Source organism: Rhizobium sp. CF142 (assembly GCF_000281145.1).
GTDB lineage: Bacteria > Pseudomonadota > Alphaproteobacteria > Rhizobiales > Rhizobiaceae > Rhizobium.
Genome location: NZ_AJWE01000099.1, coordinates 25,249 through 48,685 on the forward strand (window position 1 = coordinate 25,249; position 23,437 = coordinate 48,685).

The following is a 23,437-nucleotide window of genomic DNA, read 5'->3' on the forward strand; positions in this document are numbered from 1 at the left end:
GGGGTGCCCACCCAACAAAGGCCTCTGGAGGCACCACCTGATGGCCGCCCCCGTCTCCGACCTCGCCACCGCCATGGTTACCACCCCGGTCCCGCCGGCCCACTGGCTGGCGATCTTGCCGGTCGTGCTCTGCATCAGCCTCGGCGCGCTGCTCCTGATGCTGCGCAGCTTTCCCCGCCTGCAGGCATGGATCGCCATCACCGGCCTTGCTATCCTGCTGCTTCTCGACGCTGCTCTTCTGCAGCAGGTCGTCGAGCATGGCCCGCTCACCATGGTCATGGGCCGCTGGCTGCCGCCCTTCGGCATTGCTTTTACGGTCGATGTCTTCAGCGCGCTGATGGCGCTCGCCGCAGCGGTCGCGGCCCTCTCGGCCGGCATCTATGCGCTCTCGGATACGACAGAAAGCGGCCGGCGCTACGGTTTCTTCCCGCTGCTGATGCTGCTGATGGCAGGTGTCACCGGCGCCTTCCTGACCGGCGATATCTTCAACCTCTATGTCTGGTTCGAGGTGCTGCTCATCTCCTCCTTCGGCCTGCTGATCCTCGGTTCCGAACGGGCGCAGATCGATGGCGCGCTGAAATATGCGGTGCTGAACCTCATCGCCACGACGCTGTTTCTCATTGCTGTCGGTATCCTCTATGCGAGTTTCGGCACGCTCAACATGGCCGATATTGCCGAGCGGGCAGCGGGCTTGAGCCACACGGCGCCACTGATGACGCTCGCCTGCCTCTTCCTGCTCGCCTTCGCCATGAAGGCTGCGGCTTTTCCGGTCAATTTCTGGCTGCCGGCCTCCTATCACACGCCTCGCATCGCCGTTTCCGCGCTCTTTGCCGGCCTGCTGACCAAGGTCGGCATCTATGCACTGCTGCGCGTTCTGGTCATGCTGCTGCCGGCCGAGCGCGATGAACTCAGTCTGTTGATCGCAATCGTTGGAGCCCTGACCGTTCTCGTCGGCGCATTGGGCGCGCTCGCCGAGACCGACCTGCGTCGTCTGCTCGGCTATGTGGTGATATCAGGCATCGGCAACATGTTGGTCGGTGCCGCCCTCGGCACCGCCGACGGCCTTGGCGGCGCGGTCTTCTATGCGCTGCATTCAGTGGTGCTGATGACGGCGCTCTATCTTCTGGCCGGCGAAGCGGGCAGGCGGGGCGGCTCCTTCTCGCTGGCCGCGCTCGGGGGCCTTTATCGCCAGAGCGGCTGGTTTGCCGCGATTTCGCTCATGCTGCTCCTGGCCGCCTGCGGCCTGCCGCCCTTTTCCGGCTTCTGGCCGAAGGTGCTGCTGGTCAAGGCCTCGCTCGATGTCGGCGCCTGGTGGCTGGCGGGCGCAATCCTGTTCGGCGGCTTCCTGCTGACGATCGCCTGTGGCCGCGTCTTCCTGTTTGCTTATTGGCGTCCCGCCTCCCTGACGCTCCCGCCGGTGCGAACCGGCTGGACGGCCGGTCTGCCGCTTGCTGCATTGACGATACTCGTCATCGGCTTTGGCGTCCTGCCGGAGCAATTTCTGCAACTCGTCCGCTCGGCCGCCGACGGGCTTGCTGATCCCTCCGCCTATATCTTCTCGGTCTTTCCGGAAGGGACTATACGATGATCGTCCTGTTCCTCAGCCTGCCGCTTGCCATCGCCTGGGTCGCCGTGACCGGCAGCGCCTCGCCGCATAATTTCGTTTTCGGCCTCGTCCTGTCGCTACTGTCGCTCGCCGTCGTGCGCGAGGCCTTTGCCGACCGTTCGCCGCCGCGCCGTATCCGCCCGCTGCACATCCTCCTGCTTGCCGGCCTTTTCCTGAAAGAATTGGCACTTTCAGCCTGGCGGGTGGCGCTGACGGTGCTTTCGCCGCGCATGCGGCTTACTCCCGGCATTCTCGCATTCCCCTTGACGGTGACGAGCGATTTCCAGATCACTCTGCTTGCCAATCTCATCACGCTCACGCCCGGCACACTCTCGGTCGATGTGTCAGCGGATCGGCGCACGCTCTATGTGCACGCGCTGGACTGTGCCGATCCGCTGGCTGTCAGACGCGATATTGCTGACGGATTCGAGCGCCGTATCATGGAGGCCTTTGGATGATAACGCCCGCCGCCATCGTTTCCACTGCCGCATTCGCAGCGCTTGGCATCCTCTGCGTGGCGCTCTTGATAACGGTCTGGCGGGTTGTTGTCGGCCCCAGCCTGCCGGATCGCATCCTGGCGCTCGACATGTTGACGGGCATCGCCATCGGCTTCATCGCTGTCGTCGCGGTGCGCACCGGCTTCTCGCTTTACATCGATATCGCTATTGCGCTCGGCCTCGTCGGCTTTCTGGCAACCGTCGCCTTCGCCCGTTTCGTGCTCTCGCGCGGAGACGCTGGCCCTGAGACGCGAAAGAGGAGCGAATGATGATGGACTATGCACTTGCTATAATCACCGCCGTCCTGCTGCTGGCCGGCGCCTTCTTCGCGCTGGTGGCCGCGATCGGTATCGTGCGCCTGCCGGATCTCTATACGCGCATGCATGCCGCTTCCAAGGCCGGCACGGTCGGTTCCGGCTTGTTGTTGCTTGCCGCCGGGCTTTACTCGGGCGAACTTGCTGTGCTTGCAAGAGCGCTGGCCGGTTTCCTCTTCTTCATCCTGACGGCACCGGTTTCTGCACACCTTCTTGCGAGAGCTTCGCATATATCAGGACATTTCCCGGCCGATATCTCAGTACGTGACGATATGCGAATGCGCTGAAGGCGGGGCTACTCAGAATTTTAAGCAATTTTACGCAAACTTATGCACCGGAAGCACGAGTAAAGCTTGCTGAACTGCTGACCAATTCTTTGTGATGGATTTTTTTTCTAGGAAAATCGCAATTAATAATTGGCCTTTTGCGAAAACGATGCTATTTGAAAATCCAAGTAGAGTTCTGATTGTGAATTAGAAACGTACTGCTTCCAAGTCCCCTAGCCTCGATTACCAATGTCTAACTGGGTGACGGCCTGGAAGAATACGTAGTAGCTCACCTTCAGGCAGTATTGGTGCAGAATACGGTCTTCGGAATCTAGGGGTGGATTTCCGGTTTTTCGAAACAAAGGCTGTGACCTGCTCTTTTGCTGTTTGGCTCTACGACGAGGGTTCTTCGTCTTTTTGGGAGAAGGACCGTTTGAGCATGCTAACAGGAGAAAGAATATGACGGATATGGCGACCGGCAATGCGCCGGAGCTGCTTGTGGAACTGACGGCCGATATCGTCGCGGCCTATGTCAGCAACCACGTTGTCCCGGTCAGCGACTTGGCCAATCTGATTTCCGATGTACACTCGGCATTGAGCAACACATCCGTACCGCAGCCGGTGGCAGCGGTCGTCGAAAAGCAGAAGCCCGCAGTCTCTGTCCGCAAGTCCGTACAGGACGAGCAGATTACGTGCCTGGAATGTGGCGGCAACTTCAAGTCCTTGAAGCGCCACCTGATGACGCATCACAATCTCGCGCCGGAAGAATATCGCGAGAAGTGGGACCTGCCTGCCGATTACCCGATGGTGGCCCCGGCCTATGCCGAAGCGCGCTCGCGCCTCGCAAAGGAAATGGGCCTGGGACAGCGCCGCAAGCGCGGCCGCGGCTGAGGCTTCTCCCACCGCCGCTGGACGATACGAAGAGCCGGGCCTGGTGCCCGGCTTTTTTGCGTACCCACTCCGAGTAAGACGAAAGACACAATCCCGCAGTTCTCAAAACGTGACGTGAAAAGACAGACAAAAGGTTGCAAACAGACGCTTCGGGCGCCTCGCTCTTGAGCTTGCGCCTGTTGGGAACCGTCTCACAGCAGGCGCATTTATCCTTGCAATTGTATCTCAAATGAGATACATAGGCTTCGTAAAGGAGACTTAGATGACTGCGCAAACCACTATGCTGCACGTTCGAGTTGATGAACGGCTGAAACAAAACGCCGCTGAAATCCTCGCCGACTTTGGGCTGACCATATCGGATGCCGTGAAGATTCTTCTGACGCGCATCGAAAAGGAAAAGGCTTTGCCGGCGGGTCTGACAGCTGATCCAGAGGCCTACGACACCTGGTTTCGAAACAAGGTTAGGGAAGCGCTGACTGATACACGACCAGGCGTTGCGCATCAGGTCGTCATGGAAGCGGCTAAGGCCAGACTCAAAAAATAAAGCGCATCTTGCTGGCCAAAAGACCTGGCCAGCAAGAGCCTTTTCGAAGCTTACGGCCACTGCTGAGAGGTGTGCAGCATCCGATTGATGCGGATCACCTCATCGGTTTCGGTGTAGACGATGACGTAACTCGGCTTGACGAGCATCTCGCGAGTTCCGTCCATCCGTCCAATCCGGTGCATCTTGGGAAAAGACCGCAGCTCTTCGGTCTTGTTCTCCACCGCCGCGATCAGGCGTTCCATTGCAGCGGGACTATTTTCTTCCAGAAAATCAAGGATCTTCTTGAAGTCGGCTGCGGCATCATCGCCCCACATAAGAGTGAGGGTATTCTGAGTATCCATGTTGGACTCCTCTGTTCGGTTGACTGTTGACAGCCGGGGTCCAATATGCAAATTGATCATCAGCAACGAATACAAATCGACATTGGGCCATGTGGCCGCCATCGCCGTTTAAAATGATAGACGGCGACTTTTATACGTTAACCGTTTTTTATTGATTTGTCAAGGGGTTGTATTGGGCAACTCATATTGCTTGCGTCCGTTCAATCGTTGAAAGGTATCCCGGGTGGTTCGGATACCTGGTCCCAAACACAGCCCGTCCCGACCTCGCCTGTCGACCAATGATACTCTTTCTCGTTTCATGACGCCTAAGCCTGACCTCGACTCTCGTCATTTATCTTCAAAAAACGCGGCAAAAATGTCGGTCTAACGATTACCCATCCGTCTCAAGGACAGGCAGGCGCTCATGCCGCCGCAATAAGAGGAGAAGAGACAATGCGCGTAATGGTTATCGTCAAGGCGACTGCGGACAGCGAAGCGGGCGTCATGCCCTCGACCGAACTTCTGGCCGCCATGGGCAAATATAACGAGGATCTCGTCAATGCCGGCATCATGCTGGCGGGCGAGGGTCTGCATCCTTCCTCCAGGGGCAAACGCGTCGCCTTCGATGGTCCGAAGCGCCTGGTGATTGACGGCCCCTTCGCCGAGACCAAGGAATTGATCGCCGGTTACTGGCTGTGGCAGGTCAAGGACATGGATGAGGCGATCGAGTGGATCAAGCGTTGCCCCAATCCGATGCCCGGCCCGAGCGAGATCGAGATCCGTCAGGTCTTCGAAGCCGCCGATTTCGGCGAAGCCTTCACGCCGGAGCTTGTCGAACAGGAAGAGCGCCTGCGCGAAAAGATGGCCGACGGCAAATAATTCGATCGGAAACACGATATCCGGCGTCCGGAGGTTTTTTCTCCGGACGCTTAACTGCACCCGTCACGATCCGCTCGTCCTGCGCTGAGCACGATCGATCATGCCGCTCAGGCGACAGCGCGCACGCGTGCTTCCTCGCGAATGCGATTGACCATCGAGCGCAGCCCGTTGGAGCGCTGCGACGACAGGTTCTCGGTGAGCCCAATCTTGGAGAAGATCTGGAAAGCATCCAGCGAGGCAATCTCGGACGCCGTCTTGCCGGAATAGGTGGAGAGCACGATGGCGACGAGGCCGCGCACGATATGCGCATCGGAATCGCCTTCGAACGTCATGACGGGATTGTCCGGATTGCCTGACGTATGCGTCACCAGCCACACTTGGCTGGCGCAGCCCATCACTTTGTTCTCCGAGATCTTCTTCTCATCGGCCAGGTCCGGCAGCGCCTTGCCGAGTTCGATGACGTAGCGATAGCGGTCTTCCCAATCGTCCAGGAAGGAGAAGTCGTCGATGATCTGGTCGAGGGTTGCCATGCTTGTCAGGCCTTTCACTGTTACCGGATGATATAGGTGAAACGACCGCAGATTTGAACAGTTAAAAAGAAACGCCGTGAGGGATGGGCATCCTCACGGCGCAGCAAAGTGCTGAAATAAACAGGGCAGGCACGTCAGGCATGGGGCATCTCCGCGTCATGCGGACCACCGATGCAAGTTTGGGGGCGGGCGGATGCCCGCGAAATTCGTCAGATCGCCGGTTTCGGCGTCGGCAACGGGATCGAGCCTGCCGGAATGGTGCCAGCCGAGATAGTGCCAGTCACGACCCGTTCGGCCGAGGCGCCGTCATCGACCGGCGGGCGGTAGGGCTGCGGCAGGTGCGGCATCGGCTGGTTCAGTGCGGCCTGTGCCTCGCGCACGGTGTCGGTGACGGCCTCTGGCAGGGAAGGAACGGCGAGTGCTACAGGCGCCGGCGGCACGGCCGTCTTTGCGGAAGCCATTTTGGAGCTGTCATCCCTAAACTGGCTGTCGAGCAGTTCATAAGCGACACGAGCGCCTTCGCGGGCCCGGTAGCCGAGAGCCGTCAGGGTTTCCCCGCCCTTGGTGCAGACCTCGGGCTTTTCGGAGCACATGCCGGTCATATAGTCATAGGCGCCGCTCGCCGCCGTGAAGGCGTCGGAAAGCTGCAATTGCGGGTGGCCGGCATTGTCGAAGCTCTCCGAGCTGAAGACGGAGAGAGCGACGAGCACAAGGCCAAACCAGAATGATCCTTTGATCAGAAACCACATTGTCTTGCCCATCCTGTTTTCCCGTCCGGTCTTGTCGCCGAATCGGGCCGGTTGTCCGGTGTGTTTGCACCCTACCGCCAAGTTGCGAATGCCGCTTTTCGAAACTCACTGGCATTTGCGGCAAATTTGTCTCGAATTTTAATGATCGGTATTTTCGGGGCATTTCAGTCAAATTCTACCAGATGTCGTTAAGCATGGTGGCAGCCGTCGCCTGCAATCGTTGGGCTTTTGGCCCGCCGCTCTGCCACAAGAGTTAACGCGATGCTGAAATATGAGGAAAATCCGTCGCTTACCTGCTATTAACCACAAAATTCAAAGAGCCATGCGGATGGCCCAAAACGGGACTTTTAGCGTTTTTGGGCTGTGGAAGGCGACTTTGCCTTATCCTTTCCTTAAGCCGAGGGGGCCTATTGTCCGGGGTAATGAAAGGCCTTTTCGGGCAGGTATTGCGTGCGTGTATTGAGTGACATTGGCGGTCGGGCGACAGCCCTCGTGGACCGGGCAGCGGCAGGCTGGCTCTCCCGGACGAGCGGTGGCGAAGCTGTGCGCCAGAGTGAGCTCGCGATTCTGCGCCGCCTCGTCTTCCTGTCTTCTGCCGCTCTTATTGCCGCTCCAGTCGGCCTCTCCATCGTCACCAGCCCCGCTGTTGCACTGCCGGCCGGTGTCGCCACCGTCTGCGCCGCCTTTCTTTTTTCCGCCGTCGGCAGCATCGCGCTCGCTCGCCAGGCCATCCCCCAGCACGTGGCGGCAGCCAGTGCCGACGATCTCTTCCTTGAGATGAGCCCGGGTCTCGTGCTCTTCCTCGATCCGCATGGCAGCGTGACCATGACGGGTGGCCGCGACAAGCGCGACTATCTCGCCTGGATGCGCGACCTAAAAGGCCGAGGCTTCTTCGAGCAGGTGCATGTTTCCGACCGCATTCTTTTCCTGCAGGCGCTGGATGCACTCCGCCAGGGCGAAGAAAAGGCGATCGTCGATCTCAGACTGGAGCGTCCCTCCGTCTCGCGCGATAACAGGCAGTTCGCTTACCTGCGCATGGATATGACCGCGCGGCGCGATATCGATGGCGCACTTTCGGCCGTTATTGCCCAGTTGCATGATGTTTCGGTAGAGCAGCGGCTTCGCGCCGAGGCGCAGACGCGCGCGGCTGATGCGGAATCGGCCAATGACGCCAAATCCCGCTTCCTTGCCGCCGTCAGCCACGAGCTGCGCACGCCGCTGAACGCCATCCTCGGCTTTTCGGATATCCTGATCGGCGAATATTTCGGCAAGTTCGAGAATGAGCGTCAGCGTGAATATGCCGGCCTGATCCGTGAATCCGGCGCGCATCTGCTCTCCGTCGTCAACACGATGCTGGATATGAGCAAGATCGAGGCCGGCCGCTATGAGCTGATGCTCGAGCCTTTCGATATCGGCGCATCGATCCGCTCCTGCGAATCGATGCTGGCCCTGCAGGCGAAAAGCAAGGGTGTCACGCTGACGAACCGTGTCCAGCGCGGTATCGAAGAGGTCGTGGCCGACCAGCGTGCGCTACAGCAAATCCTCATCAATCTCGTCGGCAATGCCGTGAAATTCACCGAGGCCGGCGGCGTGGTCACTGTCGATGCGGCCATGCGCGACGGCATTCTCAAGCTGACGGTCAGCGATACCGGCATCGGCATTCCGGCTGATCGGCTGGCGACCCTCGGCCAACCTTTCGTCCAGATCCAGAATGATTATACCCGCCGATTCGAGGGCACGGGTCTTGGTCTCTCGCTGGTCAAAGGCCTGGTCGCCCTGCATGGCGGTCATTTCGCTATCGCCAGCCAGCCGGGCGAAGGCACGATCATCACCATCGAGATCGCCGCTGATGGTTCCGGCGCCTGCACTGGCGAGGACACCGGCCAGACGGGTGCCGTCGAGTTTCCGCCGCGGCTGAAGGGTGCGGTGGATGCCGCAGAACGGGAGGAGGGGCTCTTCGATGGCCGCGCGCAAGCGAAAATCGCCTAAGGGCAGGAAAGGGCGGCAGCAGCCGGGCCTTTTGATGACCGGTGTGGCGGCGCTCGGCGGTGTCGGCCTGCAGGGCGCGACCGCGCTGGGTGGTCTCGGTCTTCAGGGTGCCGGTGCGCTCGGCGGTGTCATCGGCCGCAATCCTTCCATTGCCGGCGGCACGATCGCTTTCGTCGTCATCTTCTCATTCGTCGCCGCCAATGCGCTCTGGTATCAGCCAGGCGCGCACCCGCATCCGATTTTTCGCACGCGCGATCCGAATACGCCGAACGTTATGGGTTTCCGCCCGCAGCCCGAGCTGCAGGGCGATGTCACCACTTTCCGCATCGAGCGACCGGACGATGCCAGCGCGACGACCCAGACCACGCCGCCATCTACCGTGGCCGGCCAGCAGCCGAACCAGCTCGTGATGGATATCCAGAAAGAGCTGATCCGCCGCGGTCTCTATAACGGCAATGCCGATGGCGTCATCGGCCCGCGCACCAGTGCTGCCATCCTCTTCTTCGAGGAAACGGTCGGCATGGCGCAGAGCGGCGACGCGACGCCCGAAGTGCTCGCAGCGCTCAGAACCGATGCCGCCGGTCCCTCGACCATACCCGTCGAAAAGCCGCGGGAGGACGTGACGTCGAAGGCGACGGAGGAGGATCCGGTCGCAGCTGCCATCCGCAGCGCCGAAAAGACCGTCAAGACGGCGCCGTCCGCGCCAAAACAGGTTCCGCTGTCAGGAATTTCCAACGTCGATCTGGTGCTGAAGATCCAGAAGGGCCTCACCAACATGGCCTACGCCAATGTCGGCGTCGATGGCGTTGCCGGCGAACAGACCCGCGCTGCCATCAGACACTTTCAGAAGCACTATAATCTTCCGGAAAATGGCGAGCCGAGCGAAGCCGTGCTGAAGAAACTCAAGGAAATCGGCGCGCTTTAAAACAATCCCAGCAAATGTGCGTACCGGTTTTGCTTCCGGAATTGGGTACAAAAGACGGACCAAAACCGGCTGCTGATGGCGACAACCCTGTCGTCAAACCTGGCGCGCAAGGGACGATGGCTGGTTCGCCACCCGCAGGAGCCGGTAGTCCACCGTCGGCACCCGCCCTTCCACATCGACCACTTCCTCGATCGGCCCGATATTGATGCCAGCCGACGTCCGATAGCGTTTCGGCGCAATGCCGGTTACGCGCTTGAACGCATTGCTGAATGCGCTTTCCGAAGTATAGCCGAGTGAAAGCGCCAGCGAGGAGACGGACATCGAGCCCTCGCGCAGCGCCCGTTCGGCAAGGCGCATGCGCCAGGCGGTCAGATAGGTGAGCGGAGCGACGCCCGCGACCGTCTTGAAGCGCAGCGCGAAGCTGGTGCGCGACATGCCTGCCGATTTCGCAAGCTCTCCGAGTTGCCAGTCATGGGCTGGGTCCGAGTGCATCAGTCGCAGCGCCGGCGCGATTTTCTCGTCGCCGAAGGCGCGCAGCCAGCCGACCGTCAGCGGCTCAGATGTCATGATATGGGCGCGCAGCACCTGTACGAAGATGAGCTGCGAAAGCTGGGTGGAGGCAAGCAGTGCGCCCGGTTTACCTGCCGCCATTTCCCGCACCAGCTGATCCAGCAGCCAGCGCAGCACGCCGGCCTCAGCAAGGGTCGCCCGCACATGGATGACCGGCGGCAGCACGTCGAGCAGCAATGCCGTGCCGGTCGGTCCAAGCGCGATATGCCCGCCGATATAAAGGAAATCCTCGCCCATGCCATGCCGCGCCATGCCATTGACCTTCTTCTCCTTGAAGGTCGTGACGGCATCGGCCGGCGTCATCGCAAGATCGGTTGCCAGCACGAAGGAATGCTTGCCATTGAGCAGGACGACGTCGCCGGCTTCGAGCAGGATCGGCTCGCTGCCATTGTCGAGCACCAGCCAGCATCGGCCTTTGGCCACCGCGCTGATCTTGATGCGGTTCGGCTGCGGAAAGGCGAGCGCCCAGGCGCCGCCGGCAATCAGCCCGCCGGCCATCAGGCAGCGGGCATCAAGCAGACTGAGCATTTCGGAGAGGGGATCACTAGTCATCTTTGTACGATGGCGCAAGAAATCGGGATTTACAAGCATTCAGAATCCCGCCCGCCGGACATAGATGTTCTCCGACTAGAAAGGAGACATCCTATGTCCACTCCCCAAGCTCCTATCGGCTCCGGCTTCGGCGCAGCTTCCACGGCAGAAGAGGTGATTGCCGGCCATGATCTCACCGGCAAGGTGGCGATCGTCACCGGCGGTTATGCCGGCCTCGGCCTGGAAACCGCCCGCGTGCTGGCCGCCGCCGGCGCCAAGGTCATCGTTCCCGCCCGCAACATCGAAAAGGCGAGGGCGGCAGCCGAAGTCGTTCCGGGTCTGAAGCTCGACTACATGGACCTGATGGATCCCGACACGATCGACGACTTCGCCGACCGTTTTCTGGAGAATGGCGAACCGCTGCATTTCCTCATCAACAACGCCGCCGTCATGGCCAACCCGCTGACGCGTGACAGCCGCGGTTATGAATCGCAGTTCTCCACCAATCACCTCGGCCACTTCCAACTCGCCGCTCGCCTCTGGCCGGCGCTGGTGCAGGCGGAGGGAGCCCGCGTCGTTGCAGTCTCCTCTCGCGGTCATGTCCGCGCCGGCATCGATTTCGACGATCCGATGTTCGAGAACCGCGAATACCTGCCCTATGTCGCCTACGGCCAGTCGAAGACGGCGAATGCGCTTTTTGCCGTCTCGCTGGATGCTTTGGGCGCAAGAGAGGGTGTGCGCGCCTTCTCGCTGCATCCGGGCGGCATCGTCACGACCGATCTCATCCGCCATCAGTCGCGCGAATATCTTCTGGCTAGCGGCTATGTGGATGCCGATGGCAATCCAGTCATCGATCCCGAAAATAACAAGAAGACCATCGCCCAAGGCGCGGCAACCACCGTCTGGTGCGCCGTCAGCGACGAGCTGGAGGGCATGGGCGGCGTCTATTGCGAGAACTGCGATATCGCCAAGGCCGTGCCTGCCGACTCCGAGGAACTGCTCGGCGTGCGCCCCTGGGCGACCGATCCAGAACTCGCCGAACGCCTATGGCAGATGAGTGAAAGATTGACGGGTCTGACGCAGAGCTGAAGGCATAAGAGAGGGCAGAGGCCTTAAGACCTAAGTCTAACCCCCGATATTCTTAGGCAATTGTTAACCATGTTGTTTGAAGCTTCTCTAATGTAGCTTGGGGGAGCTCGATCATGCAGGCGTTGAAGGCAGTGGAGGAGAATGCCGTAAGCCCGGCCTATGAACCGGATGGACCGGATCGTGACGCGCTGCGCCATATCCTCTCGCGCCTTGCCGAAGAGGCCTCCACGCTCGGTGTTGACCTCGTCGATATAGCCGGCGCTATCCAGGACATGGCGGCGATGTCCGCCCGCCATGCCGCCGACTTCGACGACGTCACCCGCACAGCCCTTTCCATCGCCGAGACCAATCGCTCCGTCGCCGTTTCGCTGCGCGAGACGGACAGTACCGCCACACAAGCGCGCCACATGCTGAAGGAATCGGCCGATCGCCTGTCCGGCTCGGTCGAGGAAACCCGCCATATGGTTCAGTCATCGGAAGAGATCAGCACGGAAATCGCAGGCTTCTCTCGCTCACTGACCGATGTGGACAAGGTGGCGGCCGAAATCAGCACCATCGCCCGCCAGACCAATCTTCTGGCGCTCAATGCGGCGATCGAGGCCGCCCGCGCCGGCGAGGCGGGCAAGGGCTTTGCCGTCGTCGCTTCGGAAATCCGCGCTTTATCGCTGCAGACTTCCAAGGCGACGGGCTCCATTCAGGAAACGCTGGAGCAGCTTCGCGTCAAGATCGACCGTCTCTCGACTGTCGGCGGCGGGGCGCGCAAGAGTGCCGCTGGCGTCAGCGAAAAGTCTGAGGCGATGCGCGGCGCCTTCGAAACCATGGAACATGTCATCACCAGCATCCTCGATTCATCCGCCGTCATGGCCAACACGACCGAGGCCGTGGACCGCGATTGCGCCGGCTTCGTCGCCAAGCTTGGCGAAATGTCCGCCGAGGTGCTGGATTCCAACGGCAGGCTGCAGCAGGCGGCAAAACGCGTCGACAGCGTCGTCGGTCTGTCGGAAACGCTGATCCAGCTGACCGCGAGCGCCGGCGTGGAAACCGCCGATCGCCACTGGATCGAACAGGCGCAATCCGTCGCTGGCCAGATATCGCATGCTCTGGAGCGTGCCGTTGCCGAAGGTGCAATCGGCATGGAGAGCTTGTTTAACCGCCAGTACCAGCCGATTCCGGGCACCGATCCGGTGCAGATGATGGCCCTCTTCACCGATCTCACCGACCGCCTGCTGCCGCCGATCCAGGAGCCGGTGGCCGGCTCCGACCAGCGCATCGCCTTCTGCGCCGCCGTCGATGAAAATGGCTACCTGCCGACCCATGTCAGAAAATTCTCTGAGCCGCAGCGGCCGGGCGATATCGTCTGGAATACTGCGAACTGCCGCAATCGCCGCATCTTCAACGACCGTGTCGGCCTTGCCGCCGGCAGAAGCACTGCGCCCTTCCTCGTCCAGACCTACCGGCGGGACATGGGCGGCGGCAATTTCGTCATGATGAAGGATATTTCCGCCCCGATCACCGTTCGTGGCCGGCATTGGGGCGGTCTGCGGCTGGCGGTCAAGGTATAGCGTTGCCGCCACCTGCCGCACGGTCTATACCGCGCCCATGAGATTGCGCGCCGATATCTACGTTTCCGCTCTCGTCCGCAGGGTTTTCTCCGCGGGCGATTTTGCTGCCGTAGAGAAGAAGGGCGCAGAGGAAGCTGGCGCTATCTTCATCCGCCAGCGCTTCCGTGACGGCCTCGAAACCCTTTATGCGCCTGCTCCGCAGAGCTTCTTCGACGAGGAGAGCAGCGGTGATCGCCTGTTCGAAGTCAGGCTGGAGCGCGCCGAGCCGGACAAGGTGCGGGAGATGCTGGACCGCGAGCGCAAGTTCGACCCCGATCTCTGGATTGTCGAGCTGGAGACAGACAAGGTCTCGGAACTTATCCCGATGGCCGGCTGACGGCCTGCCTTGAATTTACGCCAGTTCCCGCCTAGTTTACCGCCATCCGCAATACCAACATGACGGTGCAAAATGGATTCCAACCTGATCGCAATGCCAATTCGCCTTGCCATCGGGGATTTCCATGCCTGCATCCATTACGCTTTCCAATCTTTCGTGGTCCACGCCTGACGGCCGGCCGCTTTTCTCCAATATCGATCTGAGCTTCAACGCAGAGCGCACCGGTCTCGTCGGTCGCAATGGCGTCGGCAAGACCACGCTTTTGAAGCTGGTCGCTGGCGAGCTGCAGCCGCAGACCGGCTCTGTCGCCGTATCCGGCACCATAGGCATACTGCGCCAGAGCGTGCAGGTCGGCCCGGATGAAACGGTCGCCGATCTCTTCGGTGCGGCGCAGGCGCTTGCCATTCTCCGCCGTGCCGAAAGTGGCGAAGCGAGCGCTGACGAGCTTGCCGTTGCCGACTGGACGCTCGAAGCCCGCATGGAAGCCGCACTGGAACGTGCCGGCCTCGCCGCCGGGCCGCAGACGCTGCTGGCGACGCTCTCCGGCGGCCAGCGCACCAGTGCGGCACTCGCCGCCCTGATCTTCGAAGATCCGGATTTCCTCATCCTCGACGAGCCGACCAACAATCTGGACCGGGATGGACGCGAAGCGGTGATCTCGCTTCTCGGCGGTTGGCGCCACGGCGCTCTGGTCGTCAGCCATGACCGCGAACTGCTGGAGACGATGGACGTCATCGTCGAGCTGACGACCTTGTGTGCTACCCGCTACGGCGGAAACTGGAGCGATTACCGCGCCCGCAAGGCGCTGGAACTTGCCGCCGCCGCGCATGATCTGGCGGACGCCAAAAAACGTGTGGCGGAGGTCGCCCGTAGCGCGCAGGAAACGGCTGAGCGCAAGGCCCGCAAGGATAGTGCCGGCAAGAAGAAAGCGGCCAAGGGTGACATGCCGCGCATCGTTGCCGGCGGTCTGAAGCGGCAGGCGGAAAATACCAGCGGCGAGAATGCTCGCCTTGCCGAACGACGTCACATGCAGGCGCTCGAGGATGGCGTGGAGGCGCGCAAGCGCATCGAGATCCTGCAGCCGCTCTCCGTCAAGCTGCCCTCGACCGGCCTGCCGCCAAGCAGATCTGTGCTGAAGCTCGACGCCGTCACGGCCGGTTACGAGACGGGCGAACCCATCATCCGCAAACTGTCTTTCGATATCACCGGCCCTGAACGTATTGCCGTTACCGGCCCGAACGGCTCGGGCAAGACGACGTTGCTCGCACTGATTTCAGGCGATCTGCAGCCATGGGAAGGAACGGTCCGCGTGCTGACCTCTGTCTCGATGCTCGACCAGCGCGTCAGCCTGCTCGACCCCGCGACCTCGATCCGCGACAATTTCCGGCGGCTGAACCCGCAATCGGATGAGAACGCCTGCCGCGCAGCGCTCGCCCGCTTCATGTTCCGGGCGGATGCGGCGCTGCAAATCGTTTCGACTTTGTCAGGCGGCCAGCTTCTGCGCGCCGGCCTTGCCTGCGTTCTCGGCGGCGCGACACCGCCGTCGCTGCTGATCCTCGATGAACCGACCAACCACCTCGACATCGATTCCATCGCCGCCGTCGAAGCGGGTTTCAGGGCTTATGACGGCGCACTGCTGATCGTCAGCCATGACGAGGTGTTTCTGGAGATGGTTGGCATCACGCGCCGGCTGGAATTGCCTGCAAGATAGTTACGCGAAGGAGTCGACTGGCCAAGCTATCAGTCGGAAAGCCCCTTCAGCAACGCGTTCAAGTGCATAAACGGTGTGGCGCCGCAGCAGTATCGTCGAGACTACCTTGAGGTTAGCGCGCCCTGTTGACGCTTTTGAGGTCGCGCACCGGCGCCTGCCGGATGAAGCGATAGGTCGGCGCGGCCTGTGGCTGTGCTGCGGGTGCCGGCTGGGCTGCAGCCGGGCTTTGCGGATTGTAGGTGTAGCTGTCGGCGCGGCGCCATGCTTCGACGCGGGCATGGCACTCTTCCGGGTCCAGCGCATCGAGAACAAGGAAGGCGCGGCTGACATTGTGCTGCACTTCGGCAAGATGCGGATAGAGCTTTTCCAGTACGAAGACGGAATCGAGAAAGCCCATGCCGAGGCTCGTCAGCGTCGTGGCGAGTTGCTGGCCGGAGAGGTCGAGCATGATACGCTCGGCAAGCCAGCGGCTGGCAGACAGCGCATCGGCAAGTGCGGTGGCGAAATGCATGGCTTCCCTAGAACGGGCAAAGCGCACGAGCAGCGCCTCCTGAATGTCGGACAGCGAGCGAAGGCCGAGCCGGTCCTCATCGTTGCGGCCGAGATGGCCGGCAAGGCCGCGGATGCGCTCGCGCAGCGCCTCTTCATTGGCAATGCGTTCTGCTTCCTGCTGGTCCATTTCGGGTACGGCAGGCATCGGCGAAAGCGGCATGGCCGGCTGCTCGGCAGGTACGGCGGAGGACGGGCGCGGCTCGGCCTGGCGCAGCGCCACCAGCGCATCGATGACCTTCGGCGATAGGGAATCCCGGCTGACGATCGCCTTCACATGCGCAGCACCATGGGTGCGGGCAATGGTGATCAACGTATCGTCGCTGATTGCCTTGGAGGCAGCGAGGAAAGGTGCGGCGACTTCGATCGGCTGGTTGCCGATGAAGAGTGCAACCGCTGCCGGAATGTTCTCGCATTGGGAAAGAGCTGCTACGGCCTGGCGTCTTGCCTCTTCGGAGGAGGCCTGGAAAAGCGGCATGAAGAGTTCGGCAAACTGGCGCAGTTCGGAGCGTGTCGGATGTGACAGGTTCTCGAAACTGCTGACAGTCGCCATTAACACCACGTCCTTCTTCCTGATGGCCATGGGGCCCTCTAGGTCTCGAAACCGGTCACGCACAAGAACACCCCGAAAACGCAGAACAAGCGGGAGACCGTGGGCCGACAAGCGCTGGCGGGACGCATGTCAGACATACGGTTATGAACAAATCCTACACCGGCACGGTTAATGGATGCTGAAGATTCTATTAAAATGCAATAGAAATATACACGTTTCGCGTGTCGTGGATTAATGAGCCGGCAAAATAAAATCGAACGCCCCGGAAGCGGGGCGATTTCCAGTTTTTAAAGATGTGGATAAATAGCCGGCAAATAATCTAAAGACCCTTGCGGCCTCTGAGTGCCGACAGCAGTTTGTCGTGATCGTCATGGCCAGACTGGTAAAGGTCGAGCGCGGTCGAAGCAGCGAACTGCGCTTCGACACTTCTGATGTCGATGTGTTTTTCCGCGCACCACGCGTCAAGCGCGCCGCGCAGCACATCCAAATCTTCTGAGGTGAATGCGGAGTTATACAGAAAGGGCATGGGTTGCTCTCCGTATGACAGCAAGAGCACGTATAATCTCCCAAGCGGCCATCGCCTTAAAACCTTTGACCGATAGGGGCAGAATACACCCAACCACCCTTGCAGCAATTAATATTTTTGTGACACATATTTGCAACACCCACGGCGCAGATGCCGCTTCAGCGGAGAAGAGCTGTTAACTATGTGAATTGTCTCTAATTTTATCGGGCGACTTCCAGCCTGTCTTTTCTTTTTCGCGACTGAAACCAAACAACCATTCTGCGCGTTATCTCAGCGTCGAGCAGACTGCTGAGAGCAGTGGCTGAATATTAGTAATCTGTTAACGGTCGTGTGTCTCAATTCGGACAGGAACGACGCGATTTGGGGATATGGATCGTGGAAGCTCCGCAGCATCACGGTATTTCGATCAGGTGCCGTGAGAAAGGCGCGAATGCCCTCGGTCCGGTTCATCCGGCGCTTGAGGACGCGCTGGTCCGCAGCATGGCGGGCAGGGTGAAATCCATCGCAAGTTCATCCGTCTCGGGCAGTGCATGGAGACGAGAATGGCAATTGTAGTCGCATTGGCGGACCGGCTGCGTGAGGAGCCGCGCCGCACGGGCAAGGAGCCCCGCGAAGCAAAAATCCTCTGGTTCACCGGCGTCCGTTACGAACGGATCGTCGAAGCCCCGAAGAAAAATCCGGCGCATCCTGCGCCGCGTGTCAACAACAAGTAACGCGCGAAAACAACCCTAGCGGGCGTCCAGTTCATCGCAGGCCGCTTGCGTCAGGAAGGCTCGCGCGGCTTCATCGAAGCTTGCCTGCGGCGCCAGCGTGCGCAGCACTGCATATCCCTCAGGATGTGCCATCTCCACCATGATCGTCTGCTGCAGTTCCTGCGGCAGGTTCTTGCGGAGGTCCGTCAATTGGATCGGGCTTGCCGCAACAACATCGAGCGCGCCGCCGACGGAGGTGCGGTCGTTCATGCTGAAGACCTCGTTAGAGGCGCCGTCATAGATCGCGATCGACCAGAAGGGCACATTGCCCTTGGCGGTGAAATGCACTGGAGCCTCGCTCACATCGAAGGAGCAGACGGCGGTGCGCACGAAGGGATCGCCATTGGCGAGCCCTGCCTCGTCATAGCGGCCGGTAAGCAGATAGAAAGTGTTCGGATCGCCCTCCGCCTCCACGCGCGTCGCCGCATCGCGGCCGGTGAAGTGCGGCAGCGCGAGAATGATGACGAGGTGCAGAAGGGCTGCCCCGAAAAGCCCGGTGAGGAGGGCGAAGAACACCCTAAGCATTGCCGCATCCGATCTTGGTCAGCTTCGGCATCGAAAGGTCGATCACGCCGGAGCTGCCGGCCGTTGGTGTGTCGAAAAGTGTCAGCACCAGCCGGAACGTGCCGGCCTGCGGCAGCGCCAGCCAGTTGCCGGGTTGAGCGCGTGTTGCAATATCGATGGTGAAGCTGCTGTCTGGCTGGCGCAGCACCGTCCAGGAATTCAGCGCCGCCGGCAGGCTCGCCTGCAGCGAAGCAGGGTTGCCGGCATTGTCGGCAGTAAACAGCGTCCACAGCCGCGCCGGCGGCGTCTGGCCGGTGATGCGGTAATGGCAGGCGGCGTTCAGCCGTTCGCCGCTGTCATCCACGCTTGCTGTAAAGGTCAGGCCTTCGGCACTGCCATAAAGTAGTTTGCCTGCGCGCGCGCGATGCGACTTCGCATAGGGATCCGCGTCGACGGTCTGCAGTTCCGGAAAGGCCTCCCAGGCGCCGAGCTTGATCGCTCCGAATCCCTGCGTTGCATCCAGCGCATAAAGCGAAATCATGATGCCGCCGCCGAAGGCGACGATCAGCGTGATCAGGATGAAAAGGGGAAACCGAAACACCTTGCGCCCTTGAAGATCAGACTTGAAGATCAAATCAGTTGAAAGGGTTACCACTGATTCTGGCAGGGTGGAATGCCGTGAGGCGATGTCTCCCCCAAGTCTTGCCAAACCGGATATTCCGATTTGACCAAAACAGCGCAAACATCACTCCGCGCTCGCGACCTTCTGCACTTCGAGCGGTGCAGCATCCTTCAGCTTCTCGCCGATGCCCTTGAGAATGTTTGTCGATTGCACCGAGAGCATGCGCGGGCGAATGAGAGTCGGCGTGCCGTCCTTCGGCTTGTCGGCCTGGGCCTTGGCGACATCCTTTTCGGACGGCAGCGGGTTTTCGATGCCGGGGATGGGGCGCAGCGCGACACCCTGATGGGCATAGTCCATGGCGCGCTTGAAGGTCATGGCGGGGAGCGAACCGCCGGTCATGTTGTTGGTCGACGTGTAGTCGTCGTTCCCGAACCAGACGGCGCAGGTGTAGTTGCCGGTAAAGCCCACGAACCAGGCATCGCGATAGGCCTGCGTCGTGCCCGTCTTGCCGGCAGTGACGACGCCGTTGTCCAGCGCCGCCTTTCGCGCCGTACCCACATAGGGCACCCGCGACAGCATCTGGTTCATGTAGCTGTCCGCCTGTTCGGAAAGCACGCGCTGGGCGGGCGGCTCGTCACGATCGAAATCGTAGAGAACGTCGCCATCGTAATCGAGAACCTGCGTTATGCCATGGCGACGAGACTGATAGCCGCCGGTCGGGAACACTGCATAGGCTGTTGCCTGATCGAGTACGGTCACCTCGGACGTGCCGATCGGGATCGTCACGTCGTCGCGGATCGGCGTTTCGACGCCCATGGCCTTGGCCATGGCGCGGATCGGCTGAATGCCGAGCTTTTCCTTGGCAAGGCGCACCGGAATCGTATTGATCGACTGGGCGACCGCGGTTTCGAGCGTGATGCGGCCCGCATAACGGTTGGCGTAATTGTGCGGGCTCCAGTTGCCCCAGGAGATGGGCGCATCGATGATCGTCGTCTTCGGCGTCATCCCGCTCTCCATGGCCACCGAATAGGTATAGACCTTGAAGGAGGAGCCCGGCTGGCGCAGCGCCTTGGTGGCGCGGTTGAACTGGCTTTCGCCATAGTCTCGTCCGCCGACCATGGCGCGCACCGCCCCGCCATTTTCGATCATCACCATCGCACCCTGTTTGGCGTGATAGGCTTCGCCATATTCGCGCAGCGATGTCTCGATGGAATCATCGGCCGCCTGCTGGATGCCCATGTCGATCGTGGTGCGCACGATCAGTGAGCGCTGGTGGAAGCGCGGCGAAAGGCGCTGCACCTCGTCGAAGGCCCAATCGAGGAAGAAATCGGGCGATTCCACCTCGTTGCGGTCGACGACGGTGGCGGGATTGCGCCGCGCGGCGATCACCTGCCCCTCGGTCATCAGCCCGCTCTGGACGAGGTTGGTCAGCACCTCGTTGGCGCGGCCGCGCGCCGCCGGCAGGTTCACATGCGGCGCATATTTGGCCGGTGCCTTGAACAGGCCGGCGAGCATCGCGGATTCGGCGAGGTTCACGTCGGTGATGTTCTTGCCGAAATAGAATTGCGCCGCAGCCGCAGCACCAAATGTGCCGCCGCCCATATAGGCGCGGTCCAGATACGTGGCGAGGATCTCTTTCTTGGAGAGATTGGCTTCAAGCCAGAACGCCAGGAAAGCCTCGGTGATTTTGCGGTCGATCGAGCGCTCGTTGGAAAGGAAAAGGTTCTTGGCGAGCTGCTGCGTCAGCGTCGAACCGCCCTGCACGACTTCTCCGGCCTGGGCATTGGTGACCATGGCGCGGAAGAGGCCGATGACGTCAATGCCGAAATGATCGAAGAAGCGGCGGTCTTCGGTCGCGATGACGGATTTGATCAGCGAATCCGGCAGCTCGTCGATTGGCACGGAATTCTGATGGATCACGCCGCGATGGCCGATGACATTGCCATAGCGGTCGAGGAAGGTGACCGCGAAATCACCGCGGTTGCGCCAGTCTTCCTTGGTGGCCTCGAAAGCCGGCTGCGCGAGCGCCAGCATCAGCACCAAGCCGACGGCCCCGAGCGTCAGCCCTTCGCCGGCGAGTTCGAAAACCGCGCGTTTCCAGCCGCGAACACGGAAGCGGCGGAAGAAGATGGTGGTGTCTTCCCAGATTTCGGCGGCGCGAAAGCCGGCATTCCAGACGGTCGAGTCGATCCATGAATCGATACGCAGCAACAGGTGTCGGTTTTTCGACTGCTGCTTCTGAGGCTTCTTGCCTTGCCCGTTTTCGGGCTCGTCTGGCCCATTATCTGGGTTGTCCGGATCCTGCACGTCCTATATTCCCGCCTGAGCACGCTCGGCGGCCGTGAAACCCGGACGCAGGAGCGGGGCCTGAAAGGGGCCGCAACTCTCCGGATAGCCGGAGCATGTTGAATGATTGGTTGATTTTGCGCACAAGAACAAGAGAGTTGAACGGTCGTCACGTGAATTTGCGGGCGGCTGTTGCAAGAAACGAACGATGAACGATCTGCCCTTCTGGAAGCGCAAGACGCTTGCCGAAATGAATGCCGAGGAGTGGGAAAGCCTCTGCGACGGCTGCGGCCTCTGTTGCCTCAACAAGATCGAGGAATGGGATAGCGGCGACGTCTATTTCACCTCGGTCCGCTGCAAGCTGCTCGACAGCGAGAGCTGTCAATGTTCCAGCTATCCGAACCGCTGGGATTTCGTGCCTGATTGCGTTCAGCTCACCAAGGAGAATGTCTCCGAGATCGCATGGCTGCCGCCGACCTGCGGTTATCGCCTCATCAATGAGGGCCGCGATCTCTACTGGTGGCACCCGCTGGTATCAGGGGATCCGGAAACCGTCCACACTGCCGGCATCTCGGCCCGCGGCCGCACCATCAGCGAAAACGACGTCGATGTCGATGATTTCGAGGACTATGTCGTCGACTGGCCGCTGACGGTCGGAGAGGACGCCGAAAAAACCCGGGAAGCCGAGGAAAAGGCCGGCTGACCGCTAAGACCAGGTGCTATGGGGGATCTGGAACAGATGCCGGATGCGCGTCGTCAGCGTCGTCGGGTGGCTGCCTTCAGCCGATACGCCGGCGCTGAAGTGATGTTTCTCGGATTCGATCCGCCGCGACAGCAGCAGTCCCAGCTCTTCGGCAAGCGCCGGCCGCTCCTGCATGATCGCGGCGAGATGGTCCTTGGCGATTTCATAGACGATGACGGATGTGAGTGCGCGGATATTGGCCGGCTCGAGCGCCCCCATCAGCACGCCGCGTTCCCCGAACAGATCGCCGGGCGCAATTCTGGCGAGCTCGATGATCTCGTTGCCCTCGATCCGCTCCACGACGGCAACGCCGCGCCGCACGATCATCAGGGAGGTCAGCGAGGTATCCTGCGTCGCGATCAGCGCATCCTTGCGGAAGTTCAGCCGTTTCATGTCGGCCGCGAGCGACTCCTTTTCGTCTTCCGTCAGCGTTGAGAAGAGCGGGATGGCGTTCAGCAGCCGCCAGGCCGAATTCGGGTGCTTTCCAGCCTCCTCCAGAGCATCAACAACCGGGGGAACTGGGGAGCCGGCCGGCGGCGCAAGCTGCAGGCCCGCCGCCTTGGCGTGACGATAGACGAGATCGTAGACTTCGTTCCGGGCGGCGGTCGCTTCGCCCAGTCCGGAGACGCGGAAGGAAAGTTCGAATTCGATGGCATTGCTGTCGAGCCCCGTGACGCTGACAACAGGGGTAGGGGATTTCAGGATGGCGTTGCTGCTCAAAAGTACCGTGCGCATCGTTTCTTCGATGGTCGCCGGTGGGATCGAGGGAACAACCCGGATCTTCAGCGAGACGCCATGCGCTTCCTCAGGGCTCGTCAGGTTCGTCAGCCGCGCCTTGGCAAGCGCGCTGTTGGGAACGATGACGAGGTCGTTGGTGCCGTTCAGAAGATGGGTTGAACGCCAGTTCGTCTCCACCACGCGGCCCTGCACGCCATCGTCGAGGACGATCCAGTCGCCGACGCTATAGTGCCGGCCGAGATTGAGTGCGATGCCCGAGAAGACGTCGTTCAGCGTGCTCTGCAGCGCAAGGCCGAGCACGATGGCGAAGACACCCGATGTAGCAATCAGCGTGCCGATCGGCGCGCCGAAGACGTAAGCCACGACCGAAAGCCCGGCGCCGAGATAGATGATGCCGACGACGAGGTCCTGCAGCAGCCGTGCCTCGCGCGGCTTGCGCTCGAAGATCAGGAAGAGCCGCACCGAACTCGCCAGCACCATCGCGCCGCCGATCCACCAGACGGCCTTGGCGACCCCGACGAAGATGCGCCGGAAGAGATCGTCGGCCTTGCCCATATCGGACGTATAGGGGGCAATCTCGTGCTTCACGAGCAGCAAGGTCAGCAGCACGAAAAAGATGAAGTTGGCGATCAGCCGGAAGGCAGGTTCCCGTCCGAAAATGAACCGCGCCGCGGCACTGGCCAGAACGAGAACAATAAACTGATACAGCGGATCTTCCAGCATCTGCCATGACATGCAGTACATCCTGATTGGGCGTTGGACCCTATATCACGGAAGAAGAAGTTCTGTCCTCCGACACGAATGGATAGGGTGTCG

25 protein-coding genes are annotated in these 23,437 nt (G+C 60.8%); 15 read left to right on the forward strand and 10 right to left on the reverse strand.

The genetic code is table 11. The annotated features are described in order from the left end of the window. Window positions 1-40 precede the first annotated feature (40 nt). The 6 genes from PMI11_RS22235 to PMI11_RS22260 all read left to right on the forward strand — a co-directional run bounded on the left by PMI11_RS22235 (window position 41) and on the right by PMI11_RS22260 (window position 4,118). A complete protein-coding gene (locus tag PMI11_RS22235) occupies window positions 41-1,588 on the forward strand; it encodes a Na+/H+ antiporter subunit D (RefSeq protein WP_007821515.1) in 1,548 nt (515 codons plus the stop codon). Beyond that, window positions 1,585-2,064 (forward strand): Na+/H+ antiporter subunit E, encoded by a 480-nt coding sequence (locus PMI11_RS22240; protein WP_007821517.1) that lies wholly within the window; start codon window positions 1,585-1,587, stop codon window positions 2,062-2,064. Before PMI11_RS22235 ends, PMI11_RS22240 begins: the two co-directional genes overlap by 4 nt. Then, a complete protein-coding gene (locus tag PMI11_RS22245) occupies window positions 2,061-2,372 on the forward strand; it encodes a cation:proton antiporter (RefSeq protein WP_007821519.1) in 312 nt (103 codons plus the stop codon). The genes PMI11_RS22240 and PMI11_RS22245 overlap by 4 nt, the downstream gene beginning before the upstream one ends. Then, window positions 2,372-2,704 carry a monovalent cation/H(+) antiporter subunit G gene (gene mnhG / locus PMI11_RS22250; protein ID WP_007821521.1) on the forward strand — a complete coding sequence of 111 codons (333 nt, stop codon included), beginning with the start codon at window positions 2,372-2,374 and terminating at the stop codon, window positions 2,702-2,704. The genes PMI11_RS22245 and mnhG overlap by 1 nt, the downstream gene beginning before the upstream one ends. A 438-nt stretch (window positions 2,705-3,142) precedes the next feature. After that, entirely contained in the window at window positions 3,143-3,574 is a 432-nt protein-coding gene (locus PMI11_RS22255; protein WP_007821525.1) for a MucR family transcriptional regulator, read from the forward strand. 262 nt (window positions 3,575-3,836) lie between these two features. Continuing rightward, window positions 3,837-4,118 (forward strand): type II toxin-antitoxin system RelB/DinJ family antitoxin, encoded by a 282-nt coding sequence (locus tag PMI11_RS22260; protein WP_007821526.1) that lies wholly within the window; start codon window positions 3,837-3,839, stop codon window positions 4,116-4,118. A gap of 50 nt (window positions 4,119-4,168) precedes the next feature. Here PMI11_RS22260 and PMI11_RS22265 read toward each other — a convergent pair whose 3' ends face one another. After that, window positions 4,169-4,459: a type II toxin-antitoxin system RelE/ParE family toxin gene (locus PMI11_RS22265; protein WP_007821527.1), complete on the reverse strand. Its 291-nt coding sequence runs from the start codon at window positions 4,457-4,459 to the stop codon at window positions 4,169-4,171. Between the two features lie 432 nt (window positions 4,460-4,891). Here PMI11_RS22265 and PMI11_RS22270 point away from each other — a divergent pair, with 432 nt between their 5' ends. Then, window positions 4,892-5,317, forward strand: a complete 426-nt coding sequence (locus PMI11_RS22270; protein WP_007821528.1) for a YciI family protein — start codon at window positions 4,892-4,894, stop codon at window positions 5,315-5,317. A 107-nt stretch (window positions 5,318-5,424) separates the two neighbouring features. On the opposite strand, the gene PMI11_RS22275 is transcribed toward PMI11_RS22270, so the two are convergent. Both PMI11_RS22275 and PMI11_RS22280 read right to left on the reverse strand, forming a co-directional pair. Then, the gene (locus tag PMI11_RS22275; protein WP_007821530.1) at window positions 5,425-5,847 is read right to left on the reverse strand and encodes a SufE family protein; all 423 of its coding nucleotides are present in this window, start codon (window positions 5,845-5,847) and stop codon (window positions 5,425-5,427) included. Window positions 5,848-6,056: 209 nt separating this feature from the next. Then, window positions 6,057-6,596, reverse strand: coding sequence for a DUF5330 domain-containing protein (locus tag PMI11_RS22280; RefSeq protein ID WP_037071898.1), 540 nt, complete (start codon window positions 6,594-6,596; stop codon window positions 6,057-6,059). 450 nt (window positions 6,597-7,046) lie between these two features. On the opposite strand from PMI11_RS22280, the gene PMI11_RS22285 reads away from it, so the two are divergent. Next, on the forward strand, window positions 7,047-8,585 hold the full coding sequence (locus PMI11_RS22285) for a sensor histidine kinase (RefSeq protein WP_007821534.1): 1,539 nt from the start codon (window positions 7,047-7,049) through the stop codon (window positions 8,583-8,585). Then, complete coding sequence (locus PMI11_RS22290; RefSeq protein WP_007821536.1) at window positions 8,557-9,510, forward strand: peptidoglycan-binding domain-containing protein; 954 nt, start codon at window positions 8,557-8,559, stop codon at window positions 9,508-9,510. Before PMI11_RS22285 ends, PMI11_RS22290 begins: the two co-directional genes overlap by 29 nt. A 93-nt stretch (window positions 9,511-9,603) precedes the next feature. Here the strand turns inward: PMI11_RS22290 and PMI11_RS22295 are convergent, their stop codons facing one another. Continuing rightward, window positions 9,604-10,671 carry an AraC family transcriptional regulator gene (locus tag PMI11_RS22295; RefSeq protein WP_007821538.1) on the reverse strand — a complete coding sequence of 356 codons (1,068 nt, stop codon included), beginning with the start codon at window positions 10,669-10,671 and terminating at the stop codon, window positions 9,604-9,606. A 54-nt stretch (window positions 10,672-10,725) separates the two neighbouring features. Between PMI11_RS22295 and PMI11_RS22300 the strand changes: the two genes are divergently transcribed. From PMI11_RS22300 to PMI11_RS22315, 4 genes are all read left to right on the forward strand, one after another. Beyond that, a complete protein-coding gene (locus PMI11_RS22300; RefSeq protein WP_007821540.1) occupies window positions 10,726-11,700 on the forward strand; it encodes an oxidoreductase in 975 nt (324 codons plus the stop codon). A gap of 113 nt (window positions 11,701-11,813) precedes the next feature. Beyond that, window positions 11,814-13,262, forward strand: coding sequence for a methyl-accepting chemotaxis protein (locus tag PMI11_RS22305; protein ID WP_007821543.1), 1,449 nt, complete (start codon window positions 11,814-11,816; stop codon window positions 13,260-13,262). A 37-nt stretch (window positions 13,263-13,299) separates the two neighbouring features. Next, window positions 13,300-13,638: a DUF1491 family protein gene (locus PMI11_RS22310; protein ID WP_007821545.1), complete on the forward strand. Its 339-nt coding sequence runs from the start codon at window positions 13,300-13,302 to the stop codon at window positions 13,636-13,638. Between the two features lie 124 nt (window positions 13,639-13,762). After that, a complete protein-coding gene (locus tag PMI11_RS22315) occupies window positions 13,763-15,349 on the forward strand; it encodes an ABC-F family ATP-binding cassette domain-containing protein (RefSeq protein ID WP_007821547.1) in 1,587 nt (528 codons plus the stop codon). A gap of 112 nt (window positions 15,350-15,461) precedes the next feature. Here PMI11_RS22315 and PMI11_RS22320 read toward each other — a convergent pair whose 3' ends face one another. Together PMI11_RS22320 and PMI11_RS22325 are read right to left on the reverse strand one after the other, a co-directional pair. Then, window positions 15,462-16,514, reverse strand: coding sequence for a DUF2336 domain-containing protein (locus tag PMI11_RS22320; RefSeq protein WP_037071900.1), 1,053 nt, complete (start codon window positions 16,512-16,514; stop codon window positions 15,462-15,464). Between the two features lie 256 nt (window positions 16,515-16,770). Further along, window positions 16,771-16,977 (reverse strand): hypothetical protein, encoded by a 207-nt coding sequence (locus tag PMI11_RS22325; RefSeq protein ID WP_007821549.1) that lies wholly within the window; start codon window positions 16,975-16,977, stop codon window positions 16,771-16,773. Between the two features lie 542 nt (window positions 16,978-17,519). Between PMI11_RS22325 and PMI11_RS37735 the strand changes: the two genes are divergently transcribed. Next, entirely contained in the window at window positions 17,520-17,690 is a 171-nt protein-coding gene (locus PMI11_RS37735) for a hypothetical protein (RefSeq protein ID WP_007821550.1), read from the forward strand. Window positions 17,691-17,705: 15 nt separating this feature from the next. Here PMI11_RS37735 and PMI11_RS22330 read toward each other — a convergent pair whose 3' ends face one another. The 3 genes from PMI11_RS22330 to PMI11_RS22340 all read right to left on the reverse strand — a co-directional run bounded on the left by PMI11_RS22330 (window position 17,706) and on the right by PMI11_RS22340 (window position 21,162). Next, a complete protein-coding gene (locus tag PMI11_RS22330; protein WP_007821551.1) occupies window positions 17,706-18,254 on the reverse strand; it encodes a DUF1254 domain-containing protein in 549 nt (182 codons plus the stop codon). Continuing rightward, entirely contained in the window at window positions 18,247-18,834 is a 588-nt protein-coding gene (locus tag PMI11_RS22335) for a DUF1214 domain-containing protein (protein WP_007821552.1), read from the reverse strand. Before PMI11_RS22335 ends, PMI11_RS22330 begins: the two co-directional genes overlap by 8 nt. Window positions 18,835-18,978: 144 nt before the next feature. Then, window positions 18,979-21,162, reverse strand: coding sequence for a transglycosylase domain-containing protein (locus PMI11_RS22340; protein ID WP_007821554.1), 2,184 nt, complete (start codon window positions 21,160-21,162; stop codon window positions 18,979-18,981). A 187-nt stretch (window positions 21,163-21,349) separates the two neighbouring features. Between PMI11_RS22340 and PMI11_RS22345 the strand changes: the two genes are divergently transcribed. After that, on the forward strand, window positions 21,350-21,844 hold the full coding sequence (locus PMI11_RS22345) for a YcgN family cysteine cluster protein (protein WP_007821556.1): 495 nt from the start codon (window positions 21,350-21,352) through the stop codon (window positions 21,842-21,844). Between the two features lie 3 nt (window positions 21,845-21,847). Here the strand turns inward: PMI11_RS22345 and PMI11_RS22350 are convergent, their stop codons facing one another. Then, window positions 21,848-23,356: a mechanosensitive ion channel family protein gene (locus PMI11_RS22350; RefSeq protein ID WP_007821558.1), complete on the reverse strand. Its 1,509-nt coding sequence runs from the start codon at window positions 23,354-23,356 to the stop codon at window positions 21,848-21,850. Window positions 23,357-23,437 lie beyond the last annotated feature (81 nt).